Raw genomic sequence first — 16600 nt, forward strand, 5'->3', positions numbered from 1 at the left:
AAAGATGGGGACAGCGCATCAGCGCTGTCCCCATCAGAGCCCAGTGATGAGTCCCGAAGACTCCGGGCCACGGGGCCTCAGGCCGTTGGGTTCAATGATGCTGATAGTTCCGCATCGGCGTCCAGAAGGACCTGAGCTGCCACCTGCAGCCCTTCGATGCGGCCCAACGAGACATCCTCGTGCTCGATGTTGACGAGCATGTCCGCGTCCACTTCATGCAGCGCACGGAGGAACTCCGTCCAGAAGGCGGTGTCGTGGCCGCGGCCAAGGGCCACGAAGTCCCACGCGGACCTCTTTGGCCATTCATTGGCCCATTCGTCGCCGCCAAGGTTGGTGCGGTTCTCATCTGGCGAGAGCCGGCGGAAACTGTTGTCCAGCACTCCGTAGAGCGCCGCATTGCCAGTGTTCACTCGAACATCTTTTGCGGCCGCCTGGAACACGAGGGGACCGAGTTCGCGCACCACCGCAACAGGATCCATCTGCTGCCAGAAGAGGTGCGAAGCATCCAGTTCCACGCCAACGTTTGTGGCGCCGGTCAGATCGATGAGTTTGTAGACGTCCGCAGTGTTGAAGACGATGTTCTGCGGGTGCAGTTCGAGCGCTACCTTCACGTCGTGGTCCGCAGCGAGGCGGTCGGTTTCCTTCCAGAAATCTGCTGCGACACCCCACTGATAGTCCAAAACGTCAAGTGCCGCCGAGTTCCAGGCATTCACCACCCAGTTGACGGTGGTTGCGCCGGGCTCGCCACCAGGCAGCCCGGACATCGTGACTACCCGTTTCTGACCCAACCGATGCGCCAGTCGGATGGAACGCCGGATGTCTTCGGCATGCTTCTCACCAATTTCACGTTTCGGGTGCAGGGGATTGCCATTGCAGTTCAGGCCTGCGATTGAGACACCAGTTCCCTCGAAAAGAGCCAGGTAGTCATCGCGGGCGGCGTCGCTTTCCAGGATCTGATCCATGGTGGGCACGTGGACGGCAGGCAGAAACCCGCCGGTATTGATTTCAATCCCGGTCAGTCCAAGGTCAGCAATGACCTTCAATGCCTCCGGGAGCGGCCGGTCGTGGAGGATTGCATTGTAGACTCCGAGCTTCACAGCATGACCTTCTTCCCGTTGTTAAGCGCCGACTCGGCTACGGCGCCGAGCAATTCCATATTGCGAACACCTTCGTCGAAGGTCGCGCAGCGAGGGAGGGAGGTCTCCTCGCCAAGGCCTGCAACCTCCTCCAGGAAGGCGCGGGCCTGGTATCCGAACGCATCATTCTGGCCGAAACCAACCTCGGGAGCGTCCATGGCAAGGCCGCCTGCAATATAGGGGTGGCCTGGTCCCAGGATCACCTGGCGGTAGCCGTTGTCATGGCCGGAACCGTCATGGAGGAACAACTGGATCTCCGAAGGGCGACGTTGGTCGAACTTCGCTGCGCCCTTTTCGCAGAAGACCTCAAACTGGAGGCTGTTGGCGTGTCCTGCCGCTACTCGCGAGACTTCGAAGCTGCCTGCTCCGTTCGCAAACTCCGCGTTGAACGCTGCATAGTCGTCGTTCTCAACAGCTTCGAAGGTGTCGCTGACGGCTACATGGTCATGTCCCATGACTGCGCTAAGCGGCAAAGGCCGCTTATCGATCGCTGTGGTGAGGCGACCGCCGCTGATGGATTTTATGTCACCGCACAGAAACTCGGAGACGTACGTCAGATGGCTTCCGACGTCGGCAAGGGCACCGGAGCCGGGTCCGCCTTTGTAGCGCCAACTCATGGGGGCTTCAGGGCTGAAACCGTAGTCGGTCCAGTAGCGGCCGCTGAAGTGCAGGACGTTACCCAGAGTGCCATTCTGGATGAGGTCCCGGATGTAGGCGATGCCCGGAGTGCGGCGGAACGTGAATCCGATGCGTGCGATGGAACTGGCATTTCGGGCAGCGTCCGCCATGGCACGTGCGTCTTGCAGTGAATCGCTCAAAGGCTTCTCGCACAACACGTGCTTGCCTGCGGCCAGGAGGCCTTCCACCACTTCGCGGTGCAGTGAGTTGGCAATAACCACGCTCACTACGTCAATATCGTCTGCCGCTGCGATTGCCTGCCAAGAGGTGTCATTGCGCTCGTAACCGAAGCGACGGGCTGCGAGCGAGCCGAACTCGGCGTTCACGTCGCCAATGGAGACCAAACGGATTTCCGGAAGCACCGGGCTGTAGAGGGTGGACGCAGTCCGGTAGGCCGCTGCATGGGCCTTGCCGGCCATACCTGCGCCGATGACCGCGACGCCAAGGCTTTCAGCCATGATTTCTCCTTTGAAAATCTGCCGCGGCCTGAAGACTCGGCGGCATTTTGTAGCGCTACAATTTGTAGGTTGGATCTGACAGTAGTCATGTCTATATGTCCTGTCAATCCTTTTCAGCAATCGGATGATCCCTTACGAGAGTTGGCTTCATGAGCACGAGTACGCCGCAGGTGCGGCGCCCAACCATTTACGATGTGGCAAAACTGGCTGGCGTCTCGCCTTCGCTGGTTTCGCTGGTTCTCCAAAACCCCGGAAAGGTCAGCGATAAGCGCCGGCAAGCGGTCCTGGCGGCTATCGCAGATCTGGGATACCGGCCCAGTCGGGCGGCCACGACCCTGGCGAGCAGTCGGACTAAGAGTATTGGGCTTGTCATTGACGACTACCGGAACCTTTGGTTTGTTGACCTGCTGCGCGGATTGGAAACGGTCCTGGCGGAACATGGCTATCAGGTGACCCTCGCCGATTCCCGCCCCGGGGAAAACCGCACCAAGGAGGCCGTGGAAGGGTTGCTGGCCATGCATGTGGACGGTTTGGTGATCGCAGCTGAACCTGGTGCCATGGGGCTGCGCGGGACGGACGTTCCCACCGTGGTGGCAGGGTGGCGGAATGGCGTTCCGGATGAAGCTGATCTCATTACCAACGACGACGACGCCGGCGGTGCAATGGCGGCCGAACACCTCCTGCAACTTGGGCACACGAGGATTGGGCACCTTTCGGGTTCAGGCGGTGCTGCAGCCCACCGTAAAGCCGGCTTTCAGGGCCTACTCCGCCAGTCTCGTGTTGAACCTGTGATCGTGGGTGAGGCTGGCGATACCGCCGAGGAAGACGGCTACGCTTCGGCGTGCTGGCTTCTCGATCATCATCCGGAAACAACGGCAATTTTCGCCGCGAACGACACCATGGCGCTGGGTGCCTTTGGTGCGATCAAGGCACGCGGCTTGGCAGTGCCGGCAAATCTCTCTGTCATTGGGTATGACAACTCCGCTCTGGCGAAGTCACGTTTTCTCGAGCTGACGTCCGTGGACAACCGAAGCGACGTGGTGGGAGCTGACGTTGCCAGGGCGTTGTTGGATCGCATCCGGGGTGGCGCGCCGGAGACACTGCGCAGGCTGATTGAACCAGTTTTAGTAGTTCGGGGCACCACGGCGACTCCAAGATCTTGAGTACGCACAGAATCGCCACGTACAAACATACTAATGTCAGGACAAACTATTGACATTTGTGAGTCGGGTCACCATGATCGAGGTAGACGGTGCTTCGGAGGCTGCAATGTGGCAGCCCGAGCCTGGGAATCAAAGGAGATAATGGTGACTGTTTTTTCGTGGCGTAAGGCGGCACTTGTGGCAGCAGTAGTGCCGTTGGTGGCACTCAGTGCCTGTTCAAGCACTGGTGGTAGAGCGCCGGAGGCCGGCTCCGGCGGCGGAGGAGGCCAAGTGGCTTCGACTGCACGGATGAAAATTGCCCTGATCGCGCACGCACCCGCCGGTGACACCTTCTGGGACACCGTTCGCAAGGGTGCCGAGGAGGCTGCCGCCAAGGACAATGTGGAACTGCTTTACACCTCCGATCCTGAAGCCGGGCGGCAGGCACAGCTCATCGAACAGGCTGTGGATCAGAAGGTTGACGGTATCGCCGTGACGTTGGCTACGCCGGATGCGCTGAAAGATGCACTGAAAAAAGCAACTGATGCCGGGATCCCGATCGTCAGCTTCAATGCGGGCGAAGCGGCCTCTGCCCAGCTTGGAGCATTCACCCACTTCGGTTCGAATGAACAGCTGGCTGGCGAAGCCGTTGGCTCAAAGCTTGCAGAAGGGGGTTATAAGCACCCGGTATGCGTCATCCAGGCGCAAGGCCACGTGGGCCTCGAGGCCCGATGCGCTGGAGTGAAGGCGAAGGTACCCGGCACGGAAATCCTCTACGTCAATGGAGCGGACATGACGTCGGTGGAGTCCACCGCCACCGCAAAGCTGCAGGCCTCCAAGGACGCTGACGTGATCATCGGCCTCGGTGCCCCCATCACCTTGACGCTCTTGAAGTCCGTGACCACAGCCGGCAGTTCAGCCAAGGTTGCCAGCTTCGACCTCAACAAAGAACTCGCCCAGAAGGTAGTCGATGGCAGTGTGCTGTTTACCGTGGACCAGCAGCCGTGGCTCCAGGGTTACGGAGCAGTGGATGCTTTGTGGCAGAACAAGCGTGGCGGATTCAAGGTTGGCGGCGGACAGTCGGTCCTCACTGGTCCGGCAATAGTCGACCAGTCCAATGCCGCCGAAGTCCTCAAGTTCGCCGAACAGGGTATCCGCTAACAGCCCGCTGGCCGGGCTGGTCGAACCCAGCCCGGCAGCAAGGAGGAACATCATGACTATTACCCACAAAACATTCACAAAAGCTGCGATCGATGAACGGGTCGCGCAACGCAGTCCTTTGCAAAAGCTTCTGGGCCGGCCCGAGGTGGGTGCCCTCGTCGGCGCAATCGTCCTCTTCATCTTCTTCGCAGCGGTGTCACCGACATTTACCCAGCCCAATGCCTTGGCCACAGTGCTGTATGGAAGCTCCACCATCGGGATCATGGCGGTGGGAGTTTCGCTGCTGATGATCGGTGGTGAGTTTGACCTGTCCACCGGTGTCGCAGTGATCTCCTCGGCGCTAACGGCCTCCATGTTCAGCTGGTACTTCAGCACAAACGTCTGGGTGGGAGTCATCCTGGCTTTGCTGGTGTCCTTGGCCATCGGCTTCATCAACGGTTGGATCCTGATGAAGACCAAGCTGCCCAGTTTCATCGTGACCTTGGCTACGTTCCTGATGCTGACCGGCCTGAACCTGGGGTTGACCCGGTTGATCGGAGGGTCTGTTTCCTCACCTTCCATCTCCAACATGGACGGTTTCGACACCGCCCGCGGTGTCTTCGCTTCCTCGGTAAACATCGCGGGCATCGACGTCAAGATCACGGTATTCATCTGGATTGCCCTCGTGGCCGTTGCCACCTGGGTGCTCATGCGAACCCGTGTGGGCAACTGGATCTTCGCAGTGGGAGGCGACGAAAACGCGGCCCGCGCAGTGGGTGTTCCTGTCAAGGCCACCAAAATCGGGCTCTTCATGGGCGTGGGTTTCTGCGGCTGGATCCTGGGCATGCACAACCTTTTCGCCTTCGACACCGTGCAGTCCGGCGAGGGCGTGGGCAACGAATTCCTCTACATCATCGCCGCAGTCATTGGCGGTTGTCTTTTGACCGGTGGCTACGGTTCAGCTGTGGGTGGTGCCATTGGCGCCTTCATCTTCGGCATGGCAAACAAGGGCATTGTTTACGCACAGTGGAACCCTGACTGGTTCAAATTCTTCTTGGGTTTGATGCTATTACTCGCCACCATCGTCAACCTCATCGTCAAGCGCCGCGCGGAACTCAAGTAAAGGGCCCCGGAAAATGAATGCAAAAGCAATCGATCAGGAAACGCTGCTACAGAACGAGCGTGATCCCCTCACCCACACACCCGTCCATCTCCTCTCCCTGGAGGGAGTGGGAAAGCACTACGGCAACATCATCGCGCTGAGTGATGTCACCATGGCCGTGGACAACGGCCGGGTCACCTGTGTGTTGGGCGATAACGGCGCTGGCAAGTCAACGCTGATTAAGATTATTGCCGGCCTCCATCAGCACGACGAGGGCGTCCTGAACATCATGGGAGAGGACCGGAAATTCGGTTCCCCTCGCGATGCCTTGGACGCTGGCATCGCTACCGTCTACCAAGACCTTGCGGTAGTACCGCTGATGCCGATCTGGCGGAATTTCTTCCTCGGTTCCGAGCTCACCAAGGGCTTCGGGCCGTTCAAATACATGGATGTCGAGCAGATGAAGGCCATCACGCTCAAGGAACTGGCCGAGATGGGCATCGACCTTCGCGATGTTGAGCAACCCATTGGACAACTGTCCGGTGGGGAGCGCCAGTGCGTGGCAATTGCCCGCGCCGTCTACTTCGGCGCGAAAGTACTTATTCTGGACGAACCCACAGCGGCGTTGGGGGTGAAGCAGTCAGGCGTGGTCCTGCGCTACATCCTCCAGGCCCGCGACCGCGGCCTTGGCGTCATTTTCATCACTCATAACCCGCACCACGCCTTCCCCGTTGGTGATCGTTTCCTGCTGCTTAAGCGCGGCAAGTCCATTGGCTACTACGACAAGAAGGACATCACCCTGGATGAGCTCACCGCCCAGATGGCCGGCGGTGCTGAACTCGCCGAACTCGCACATGAGCTGGAGCAACTTGGCGGCCACGGAGATGTAGTGAAAGAAGTCAAAGCCGAAGTGACCGATGTTGCGGACAGCGTGAAAGCCGGCACCCCGAAACACGCCTAGCAGCAGCACTGTCCAGCCGCACGCGTTCAGCGGCATCATTCGGCGGGGTGCTCCCGGATTGTGGAGCACCCCGCCACGCTGCACGCATCTGCAGTAGGCAGAGACTCCGCCAACGGAAGGGACCATGGCCATCAGGGTGGGTGCCATTGGCGCCTCCCTCGATTCCACACGCGCCGGGCTGGTCTTGGAATGCTTCGCTCGAGGCACAAGCCGTGGGCCAGTCGCTGCCCGGCGATGAAGCGTCAATCAAGGTTGGTTAGTGGTGATGGCATCAACCGTTCCGTACTCCTGCTTACCTACGGTGCCCCCGGCCGGCGATCCGTAGCCAGCTGGGTGTGGTGGTTCGCGATAAAAGCGGCGTCCCGGGCGCCCCTGCACTAGATCCCCCCTAGCTCCACGAACTCTGAAAGGACCACCCCATGGCCTACTCCTCTCCGCGCTCCGTACCGCTGCCGACAGCTGTACGAATCGGCCTTATCGGGTCGGGCTGGATGGGTGCCTTCCATGCCGAGAGCATCGTCCGTCGTGTCCCGGGCGCGGTGCTCTCAGCCATCGCTGATCCCAACATCGAATTCGCCGAGGCCCTCGCAGCATCGCTCGGCACGGCCCTTGTCACGGCAAGCTCGGACGACGTCTTGGCCGATCCCAGCATCGATGCCGTGATTATCGCCAGTCCCGCCCGCTTCCACGCCGATCTGATCACCCAAGCCGCTGTGGCTGGAAAGGATATCTTCTGTGAAAAACCTGCCGGACAGGACTTGGCTGAACTCGAAGCTGCCTTGGCCGAGGTGGAGGCGGCTGGTGTCCATTTCCAAATTGGCTTCAACCGTAGGTACGCGGCAGACTTTCAAGCGGCTAAGCATGATCTTGCCGCCGGAGTTGTAGGCCGCCCGCAGCTCCTGCGCTCATTGACGCGCGATCCTGGCACCGGCACCATTGCTCACGCAGCCCACGTTCCGGCATGGACGATTTTCCTGGAAACACTCATCCACGACTTCGACACCCTGAACTGGTTCAATGAAGGGGCCGAGCCGGTGGAGGTCCATGCCGTGGCCGATGCGTTGGTGGAACCCGATCTGCGGGACGAGGGTTTTCTGGATACGGCAGTGGTGACCGTCCGCTACAGCAACGGAGCGATCGGTGTGGCCGAAGCAAACTTCAGCGCGCTTTACGGTTACGACGTCAGGGGCGAGGTTTTCGGTTCCAAAGGCATGGTCCAAGCCGGCCGTGCCACGGAAACCGCAGCCAGACGCTACACAGCCGAGGGCCTCGGAGCAGACACCCCGCGCCTCAACGTGGAACTTTTCCGTCAGGCGTATACGGATGAACTTGCTGACTTCACAGCGCAGGTACGGTCCCGGCGCGACGGTACGCCGTCGCCGTCGAACGTTTTTTCGTTAACGCCGGGCGCCGCTGATGCCCGACGGGCTCTCGCCTGCGCGCTTGCTTGCATCGAATCCGTCCAACAGGGCAGGCCAATAAAAGTGCCCCATGATGAAACAGCCCAACCCATCCGGGTCTACTCAGAACTCTGACTTCGAAGGATAATTATGAGCGATGTCATTCTTGGCCTTGTTGGCGTGGGGCGCATCGGCGTCATGCATGCTAACAATATCGTCGCCCTCAAAGAAGGGCTTAGCCTCAGGGGCGTCAACCTCCACCTGAGGCTCACGGATGTTGCCACGGAGCATGCGCGCTCCATGGCAGCTGACTTGGGTGCAGAGTTCCTGCCGTCAGTGGGCGAGTTGTTGGCCTCCGGACTCGATGGCTTGGTCATTGCTACGGGCACGGCCACCCACCCTGAGTTGATCCGTGCCGGAGTGGATGCGGGAATCCCGGTCTTCTGCGAAAAACCCGTGGCTTTGAACGTAACCGAAGCGCTGCCGGTGCTGGACTACGTCAGGGAGAACAACGGCGTGGTGCAAATCGGCCATCAGCGACGCTTCGATGCTGGTTACATGGAGGCGAGGCGCGCGTTCCAGGCCGGAGAGTTGGGATGGATCCATTCGCTGCGCGCCGTCACCTGCGATATGACCCCTCCGCCCATCGGGTTCCTGGCTTCGTCCGGAGGGCTGTTCAGAGACTGCTCGGTCCATGACTTTGACATTCTCCGCTGGCTGACGGGCCGCGAAATCGTTGAGGTCTATGCCAAAGGTTCCAACAATGGTGACCCTGCGATTGGAGGCGTGGGGGATGTGGACACCGCTGTGGCGCTCATCACCTTCGACGACGGCACGATGGGAACGGTTTCCGCCAGCCGCTACAACGGTGCCGGCCACGACGTCCGCCTGGAGATCCAAGGATCCAAAGGCTCGCTCGTGGTGGGTCTGGATGCTAAGACCGCATTGTTGTCGGCTGAAGGTGGGGTCACCTTCCCTGACGGGGATCCGCATCAGAGCTTCGCGGAGCGCTTTGACCAGGCCTATAACTCAGAAATGGTCGCTTTTGTTGAACTGGTGATGGGCGAACGGGACAACCCCTGCACTCCTGAGGACGCGGTCGCGGCCTCCCGCGTGGCAGATGCGGCCCAGGAATCGCTGGCATCAGGCGTCCCTGTACGGGTTGGGCTCAAGGTCTCCAGCTGACACGGCTGACAGAAATGCCCTCCCCATATCCACTGGATGCGGGGAGGGCATTTTCATTTCATGCATAAAGCTACGAGCCGAAAGGCAACCGGGGGTCGATGTCCTGGCCATCCCAGCTTTGCCGTACCCATCCGTGGTGGGGGTCGTCGCTGATCAACCATTCACGGACGGGACCCGGGCCCGCCATGACGTTCAGGTAGTACAGGTCATAGCCCGGTGCTGCCATCGCAGGGCCATGCCAGCCATACGGGACCAAAACGACGTCACCGGTGCGAACTTCCGCCGAAACGTCAATGGGCCGCTCATCCGAGGAGTAGACCCGCTGGTAACCGATTGCATCGGCGTCGGCCGGTGCGCTGGAACCTTCGGCAACCTGCGTCTCAAAGTAGTAGATCTCCTCGAGGTGGGTCTCACCGTCCTTTTCCTCATCGTGTTTGTGAGGGGGATAGGACGACCAGTTCCCGGCCGGTGTAATGACCTCGCACACAATAAAACGGTCAGCCTCCAGAGCCGCCGGTGTGCCGAAGTTGTGCACCTGGCGGGAACAGTTTCCGGCACCCCGCAACTCCACGGGTGTCTCGGCAGCGGTAATCAGCCGGGTGGGGTACGAGACATTGGCTGGGGCCGTTGCGATAGCGACTCGGCCGCCGTCTGTTGAGCTGATTGTCACAGACTTTCCGGTTCCTGAGTACAGGACGTCGCTGGGTCCATGGAACACGGAGGTCCGGCCTGCCAGGGCATGCTGGTGGCCGTCCACAGTGACGGTGAAGGAACCGTTGAGCGGGACCACGATGCGCTCCTCGCCAACAGCAGGAAGGTCGACGGCGGCACCGGCCGCGATGGTGGCGACCTTGAGGCCGGTGTGTGCCCAGCCGTCAACGGCAACGGTGGAATCGGCGGTGCCGAGCGAAATGTCCCACACGCCGTCGGCGGCGGAACCCAAGGGGTAAACCCAGTTGGTCATGGAAGGGAGTCCTTATTATTAGCTGTACAGCTTTGGTGGCTGTACTAGCGCTGTACGAGTGTCATTTCAAAACTGTAGGAATCGGCGCGGTACACGTGGTGACCCGTCTCGACATGGCGGCCGGTATCGTCCACAGCGGTGCGTTCCATGGTGACCAAAGCGGAATTTACGTCGGTCTCCAGGAGGGGCGCCTGGTAGTCATTGGCGATCATGGCGCCGATGCGTTGGGTGGCAAGACGGAAGTTAACGCCGCCTCTGCGCAGGATTGAGTACAGACCTTCCGCTCCGAGCATGGCTTCGTCCATGGTGGCGATGTCATCGCGCACCCAGTTTTCCATCAGGGCCAGTGGCTTGCCGCCCACTTTGCGCAGACGGGTGAAGTGGTACACCTTGGACCCGGCCGGCAGCTCAAGCGCCGCGAGGGTGGCGGCGTCGGCCTCTTCGTGGGAAAAGCTCAGCACGGTGGTGGTGGGCTTCTTGCCGTTGTTGGTGAGATCGTCAAAGAGGCTGGAGAGCTCCAGGGGCCGGCGGACCTGACTGGATACCACTTGTGTGCCTACTCCGCGTTTGCGGACAAGCAGGCCCGAACGGACCAGTTCATCCATGGCCTTGCGCATGGTGGGCCTGGAAAGGTTGAGCTGGGCCGCGAGGTCGATTTCGTTTTCAAGCCGACTGCCGGGTTCCAGTACTCCGCTGTGGATGGCAGCCTCGATACCCTGTACTACTTGGTGGTAGAGGGGCACGGGAGAGGATCGGTCGATGTTGAGACCAAGTTTAGTAACCACTGGAATACCCCGGGTTTCAGGCTCAACCCCTTGCCTCCCTGTGCGGGCGCCCGAGGCATGTAGCCATTTGTTCGCTTGATAGGACATACTTTCTCCCTCGATGGTAGCAGGCAGCTTCTGATGGTCAAATGGCCTCTTCGCCGTCGAGGCTCCGGTCCTTGATCCGGACACTCGGTTCCCATCAGACTTGAACCACTCGAGGACAACCATGATGCAGGGAGTTGGAGTGCCATGCCCAAGACCGGAAAGAATGATCACGCCCGCAAGGACGAGCTGCCGTCCACGCTGCAGCGCTCGGAACAGAAAGCCCAGGACACTTTTGCCAAGACCTACGATTCGGCGATGGAGACCTACGACGACGATTCGAGCCGTGCGGCCCGCACAGCGTTCGCGGCCCTGAAGCACAGTTACGAGAAGGTGGGTGACCACTGGGAACCCAAAGAGGAGCGCGGACCTTCCGATGACCACGCGGAAGAAGGGGCGGCCTCCACCAAGCCCACGGCCGGGGGAGTGGATGCCAACGCCTCCAAGGAACACCTTTACCAGCGGGCGAAGGACATGGATATCAAAGGCCGCTCAGCAATGGACAAGAAGGAGCTGGTGGAAGCGCTGCAGAAGGCTAACGACGCAGCTACCCGGAAGGCTCGCGAAGGTTAGCCCGCCGAAGTCCCTTATAAGTCTTGAGCCGGTCCGGGCTTCGCCAAATATGCAGGAACGGGTCCGCACCGGCATAGTTAACGTCTTGGGGTTGCACTTTATGGGTACAGTCACCGCATGAAGGCAGGACAGAAACGAACAGGGGCTTAACTTGGCAGGGAATGCGACCTTCCGGCACAGCAACACCGCGCTGCTCTCGGTGAGCAGCGTAGAGGCTCCGAGGATAGTGAGCTCCACGGATTTCGACCGGAGATTGGCTTCGACCCTGCAGCGGCTGAAGTTTCCACCACGATTGCTTGAACGCGTGGCGGGCATCACGCACCGCCGTTGGTGGGCCGCGGGGACGTCCTTCGATGATGCTGCCGTGGAGGCGGGCGCCAAAGCCTTGGCCGAGGCCGGCGTCGAAGCTTCAGAAATCGGCTTGTTGATCAACACGTCGGTGACGAGGCGCAACCTCGAACCCTCCGTGGCGGTCAAGATCCACCACGAACTCGGCCTGCCGTCCTCGGCTATGAACTTTGACTTGGCCAACGCCTGCCTCGGGTTCGTGAACGGCTTGATCCTGGCGGCCAACATGATTGATTCGGGACAGATCAAGTATGCGGTGATCGTCAACGGAGAAGACGCTCAGGGCACGCAGGAAGCCACCCTGGCGCGGCTCCAGCGTCCTGAAACCACCCGTGAAGACTTCAACCGCGAATTTGCCACACTGACGCTGGGATCGGGTGCTGCCGCAGCGGTTCTGGGTCCTGTTAGTGAGCACCCGGGGGCCCACCGGCTTGTGGGAGGCGTGATGCGCGCCGGCACGGAACACCACGAACTGTGCGTTGGGGGCATCGATGGCATGTCCACCGACACCAAAGGTCTGCTCGACGGCGGCCTGCAGCTGGTGGTGGATGCCTGGCACGAGGCCCAGCCTGAATGGGATTGGGCCAGCATGGACCGCTACGTCACCCATCAAGTCAGCAACGCCTACACCCAGGCCATCATCAACGCCATAGATCTGGACCCGGACAAGGTCCCCATCACGTTCCCGCACTGGGGCAATGTGGGTCCCGCGTCGCTTCCCATGACGCTCGCGGCGCAGGCGCAGTCATTGACCTCGGGCGACCGGGTCCTGTGCATGGGTGTTGGTTCCGGACTGAACGCAGGAATGGTGGAAATCGTTTGGTAGCCGCCAACTGGCCTGGCGTGGATCCGGATTGGTCCCGGACGATCCGGGTAAAGTCCACGTCGGAGGTGGACGCGCCCGGCGCTGTGCGACGCTGGCATGTGCTGGATAACGCCGCCCAGCTCAAACACCTCGGCCTGACCCCGAGGGGTACCTTGCTCTGCGTGCACGGCAACCCCACGTGGTCCTACCTGTGGCGAACGCTGCTGAGCGCCGGAGCGGACCCGGCGCATCCGTGGCGGGTTGTGGCCGTGGACCAGCTGGACATGGGCTATTCAGAACGCACCGGCACGTTCCGGCGCCTGGCCGACCGGATCAACGATCTCGGCGACCTCACGGACGCCCTGGGCTTGGAGGGGCCAGTAGTTACGGTCGGCCACGACTGGGGTGGAGTGATCAGCTCAGGCTGGGCCCTGAAGCACCCTCAGCTCCTCGCGGGCGTGGTGCTGACCAACACCGCCGTCCACCACCCCTCTGACTCGCCACTCCCTCCGGCCCTCCGGCTCGCGTTGCACCCCGCCGTGCACCGGTGGGGTACTACGACGTCGGACGCCTTCCTGCGGGTGACACATTCTCTGGCCAACCCGCCGCTGCCGGCAGAGGTGCGGAGGGCTTTCATGGCCCCCTACCGCGGCGTCGGCCGCCGGGCCGGGGTGGGAAATTTCGTCGCGGATATTCCCGCTAATGCTTCCCACCCCAGCTTTCCCGCGCTCACCCATGTTGCGGACGGCATGTGCGGGCTGAAAGTCCCTGTCCTGATGCTCTGGGGCCCCAAGGATCCGATCTTCTCCGACCGGTACCTCAAAGACCTCATCAGCCGGATTCCGCACGCGGAGGTGCATCGATTCGAAGGTGCCGGACATCTCGTGGCAGAAGACAGGGATATCGCCGCGCCGGTCTTTGATTGGCTTGCTGTGCACGGCGCTGAAATCAGTGGGAGCGCCGTCAGCGGCGATGACTCCCGGTTGGCCGGTGCTACGGGCGAGCCACTGCCCAAGAAGACGGACGAGGAAGAGAAGACGCAATTCCGGCCACTCTGGGACTCGCTCAGTGCCCTGGCGGCGGGTCCAGGGAAGGACGACGTCGCCGTCGCTGAAATGGCGCCCGACGGCACCGTGAGTGGTTCACTCACCTGGCGCCAGCTGGAGGAGCGCATTCTTGATCTGGCGGAGGGATTACGGGAAGCCGGCGTGGTCCACGGCAGCCGCGTCAGCCTGATGGTTCCGCCCGGAACCGATCTGACCGTGGCGCTCTACGCATGCCTGAGGCTTGGCGCGGTAGTGGTTGTGGCCGACGCCGGACTCGGGACCAAAGGCATGAGCCGCGCCGTTAAGGGCGCTACGGCCGACTTCCTGATTGGCATCGATAAGGCACTGGCAGCCGCCTCGGTGCTTGGGTGGCCGGGACGCCGGATCAGCGTTCAGGATCTCCCCACCGCCCGCCGTCGAATCCTGGGGGTTGAGACCTCGCTCCATGCCTTGGCAAAGAGCGGCGCAAAGAGCGGCGCACGGGGCCGCGTCGCACACGGGAGGGCCGTGCGTCAGCAAGACACTCAGTTGGTCACGGTGGACCCTGACGCGCCGTCCGCCGTGCTTTTTACCTCCGGCTCCACCGGTCCGGCCAAGGGCGTCCTCTACACACACCGGCAGCTTGCTGCGATGCGGGACACGGTGGCCGCTACTTTCGGGATCCGTTCCGGTGCCAGGCTTGTGGCGGGTTTCGCGCCGTTCGCTTTGCTGGGTCCGGCGCTGGGAGCCGTTTCGGTGACCCCTGCCATGGACGTCACTGCCCCCGGCACTTTAACGGCCCGTGCCCTGGCAGGCGCGGTAACTGCCATTGACGCCAGCGTGGTCTTCGCTTCGCCAGCGGCATTGCGTAACGTCGTCGCTACCCGGGACGACCTTAGCGGGTCACTGGTGCAGGCTCTTGACAACGTGGAGCTGCTCCTGTCCGCCGGTGCGCCCGTCCCCGAGCCCCTCCTTGCGGAGGTGCAGCAGTTGCTGCCGCAAGCTTCGTTGCATACGCCCTACGGGATGACTGAGGCGTTGCCGGTCACTGACATCAGCTTTGAGGAAATTCAGGCGGCCGGCGCCGATGCGGCTGCCGGCACGGTCCTTGGAGCCGGCAACGGGGTCTGCGTGGGTATGCCGGTGCATGGAGCCCGGGTGTCGATCGTCGCGCTGGCGGCAGATGGAACAGCACCAGGAGAGAACCTTCTGACCGAGGCTGGGGTGACTGGGGAGATACTGGTCAGCGCCCCGCACGTCAAAGAAGCCTATGACAGGCTTTGGCTGACCGAACAAGAGAGTGCCGGCCTGACCGGATGGCACCGAACGGGCGACGTTGGCCACTTCGACGCCGCTGGCCGCCTGTGGGTGGAGGGCCGTCTTGCCCACGTTGTGACAGCGCCCGGGGAAGTAGTAACTCCCGTTGGTGCCGAGCAGTGCATCGAACGCCTGGACGCCGTGAGGCTGGCTGCCATCGCCGGTGTAGGACCGTCAGGGACGCAAGCCGTGGTGGCCGTCGTCGAGACCGTGCCTCCTGTCCCTAAAGCCGGTCCCGCAGCGCCGCAACTCGCTGGGCTTGTCCGACGAGCGGCCTCCGAGGCCGGCGTCCATGTCAGCGCCGTGCTCGTAGTCCCCGCACAGCCCACCGATGTCAGGCATAACGCCAAGATCGACAGGACGCGACTTGGGCGGTGGGCTTCAAAGGTGCTGGCCGGCGGCCGCCCGGCCAAGCCATGAGGGTCCTCGTCACGGGGGCCAGCGGGCTCCTCGGAGGGGACGTGGCGCGGCAACTGCTCCGACAAGGGCATAACGTGGCCACGTTCCAGCGCCGCCCGTCGGGGGTTGACGGTGTGGAGGACTTCCGCGGCTCCATCAACGATGACGCGGCTCTCCGCCGGGCATTGGCCGGCGCGGAGGGAATCATTCACCTCGCAGCCAAAGTGTCCATCACCGGCCGCGCCGAGGAGTTTGACGCTGTCAATGTGGAAGGAACCCGCCGGCTACTGCACCTGGCCCGCCAAGCTGGGGTGCGGGACGTGGTGTTTGTCTCGTCACCGTCGGTGGCCCACTCCGGCACGGCCATCATGGGGCTGGGCGCGGAGCAGGCTGACCCACGGCATGCACGTGGAAATTATGCCCGCACCAAGGCGGAGGCTGAGTTGCTTGCCCTCGCCGCGGACCGTCCCGATTTCCGGGTGGCAGCAGTGCGCCCCCATATTGTGTGGGGCCCCGGGGATACGCAGCTGGTTGAACGCGTCCTGGCGCGCGCCAGCCGCAGCCGGCTTCCCCTGCTCGATTCCGGCGCTGCCCTGATCGACACAACCTATGTGGACAACGCCGCCTCGGCTATCGTTGCGGCGCTGCACCGTATGGAGCAGGTCCACGGCAAAGCCCTGGTGGTGAGCAATGGCGAGCCCCGGCCGATCGGCGAGCTGTTGGCGGGCATTTGCGCAGCGGGTGGCGTGGCCCCGCCGTCGTGGTCTGTACCGGGTGGACTGGCACGGACAGTGGGAGCAGCAGTGGAAAGGGTGTGGACCTGGGCAGGACAAGAGGAAGAGCCGCCCATGACGCGGTTCCTCGCTGAGCAGCTCTCCACCGCCCATTGGTTCGACCAACGCTTGACACGAGAACTCCTCAACTGGACACCTGCAGTGTCCATTGATGAAGGACTGGCCAGGCTGGCTGAGCATTACGGTTCACGGACTTCGCGGACCAGGTAGATGCGGACCAGGGAAAAAGGGCAACGTCACTAAAGCAGTGCCGGCTTTTCGCCGGACAGTGTTGCCAAACCCGCACCTCAGGATCACAGTGAGA

Annotated in this window: 14 protein-coding genes; 10 read left to right on the forward strand and 4 right to left on the reverse strand. The window is 61.9% G+C overall.

The window, feature by feature from the left end; translation table 11 throughout:
* Positions 1-77: 77 nt before the first annotated feature.
* Together AR689_RS00930 and AR689_RS00935 are read right to left on the reverse strand one after the other, a co-directional pair.
* A complete protein-coding gene (locus AR689_RS00930) occupies positions 78-1097 on the reverse strand; it encodes a sugar phosphate isomerase/epimerase family protein (protein ID WP_062065498.1) in 1020 nt (339 codons plus the stop codon).
* On the reverse strand, positions 1094-2272 hold the full coding sequence (locus AR689_RS00935) for a Gfo/Idh/MocA family protein (RefSeq protein WP_062065501.1): 1179 nt from the start codon (positions 2270-2272) through the stop codon (positions 1094-1096). The genes AR689_RS00930 and AR689_RS00935 overlap by 4 nt, the downstream gene beginning before the upstream one ends.
* Before the next feature lie 149 nt (positions 2273-2421).
* Here AR689_RS00935 and AR689_RS00940 point away from each other — a divergent pair, with 149 nt between their 5' ends.
* The 6 genes from AR689_RS00940 to AR689_RS00965 all read left to right on the forward strand — a co-directional run bounded on the left by AR689_RS00940 (position 2422) and on the right by AR689_RS00965 (position 9202).
* Positions 2422-3435: a LacI family DNA-binding transcriptional regulator gene (locus AR689_RS00940; RefSeq protein ID WP_062065504.1), complete on the forward strand. Its 1014-nt coding sequence runs from the start codon at positions 2422-2424 to the stop codon at positions 3433-3435.
* Positions 3436-3579: 144 nt separating this feature from the next.
* A complete protein-coding gene (locus AR689_RS00945) occupies positions 3580-4575 on the forward strand; it encodes a substrate-binding domain-containing protein (protein WP_197412786.1) in 996 nt (331 codons plus the stop codon).
* A gap of 52 nt (positions 4576-4627) precedes the next feature.
* Positions 4628-5677: an ABC transporter permease gene (locus tag AR689_RS00950; RefSeq protein ID WP_062065510.1), complete on the forward strand. Its 1050-nt coding sequence runs from the start codon at positions 4628-4630 to the stop codon at positions 5675-5677.
* A gap of 13 nt (positions 5678-5690) precedes the next feature.
* Positions 5691-6617, forward strand: a complete 927-nt coding sequence (locus AR689_RS00955; protein WP_062065513.1) for an ATP-binding cassette domain-containing protein — start codon at positions 5691-5693, stop codon at positions 6615-6617.
* Between the two features lie 419 nt (positions 6618-7036).
* Positions 7037-8152, forward strand: a complete 1116-nt coding sequence (locus AR689_RS00960) for a Gfo/Idh/MocA family oxidoreductase (RefSeq protein WP_062065516.1) — start codon at positions 7037-7039, stop codon at positions 8150-8152.
* Positions 8153-8167: 15 nt separating this feature from the next.
* Positions 8168-9202, forward strand: coding sequence for a Gfo/Idh/MocA family protein (locus AR689_RS00965; RefSeq protein ID WP_062065519.1), 1035 nt, complete (start codon positions 8168-8170; stop codon positions 9200-9202).
* A 70-nt stretch (positions 9203-9272) separates the two neighbouring features.
* Here AR689_RS00965 and iolB read toward each other — a convergent pair whose 3' ends face one another.
* Entirely contained in the window at positions 9273-10166 is an 894-nt protein-coding gene (gene iolB, locus AR689_RS00970) for a 5-deoxy-glucuronate isomerase (protein WP_062065538.1), read from the reverse strand.
* Between the two features lie 44 nt (positions 10167-10210).
* Positions 10211-10951, reverse strand: coding sequence for a GntR family transcriptional regulator (locus AR689_RS00975; RefSeq protein ID WP_062065541.1), 741 nt, complete (start codon positions 10949-10951; stop codon positions 10211-10213).
* 231 nt (positions 10952-11182) lie between these two features.
* On the opposite strand from AR689_RS00975, the gene AR689_RS00980 reads away from it, so the two are divergent.
* The 4 genes from AR689_RS00980 (at position 11183) to AR689_RS00995 (ending at position 16506) form a co-directional block, all read left to right on the forward strand.
* A complete protein-coding gene (locus tag AR689_RS00980) occupies positions 11183-11608 on the forward strand; it encodes a ChaB family protein (protein WP_062065544.1) in 426 nt (141 codons plus the stop codon).
* Positions 11609-11759: 151 nt separating this feature from the next.
* Positions 11760-12782, forward strand: coding sequence for a 3-oxoacyl-ACP synthase III (locus AR689_RS00985; protein WP_024820908.1), 1023 nt, complete (start codon positions 11760-11762; stop codon positions 12780-12782).
* Positions 12776-15523 carry an alpha/beta fold hydrolase gene (locus tag AR689_RS00990; RefSeq protein WP_062065546.1) on the forward strand — a complete coding sequence of 916 codons (2748 nt, stop codon included), beginning with the start codon at positions 12776-12778 and terminating at the stop codon, positions 15521-15523. Before AR689_RS00985 ends, AR689_RS00990 begins: the two co-directional genes overlap by 7 nt.
* Entirely contained in the window at positions 15520-16506 is a 987-nt protein-coding gene (locus AR689_RS00995; RefSeq protein ID WP_062066069.1) for an NAD-dependent epimerase/dehydratase family protein, read from the forward strand. The genes AR689_RS00990 and AR689_RS00995 overlap by 4 nt, the downstream gene beginning before the upstream one ends.
* Positions 16507-16600 lie beyond the last annotated feature (94 nt).

Origin of the sequence: Arthrobacter sp. EpRS71 (genome assembly GCF_001512285.1) — a bacterium.
In the GTDB taxonomy this organism is placed as follows: Bacteria; Actinomycetota; Actinomycetes; order Actinomycetales; family Micrococcaceae; genus Arthrobacter.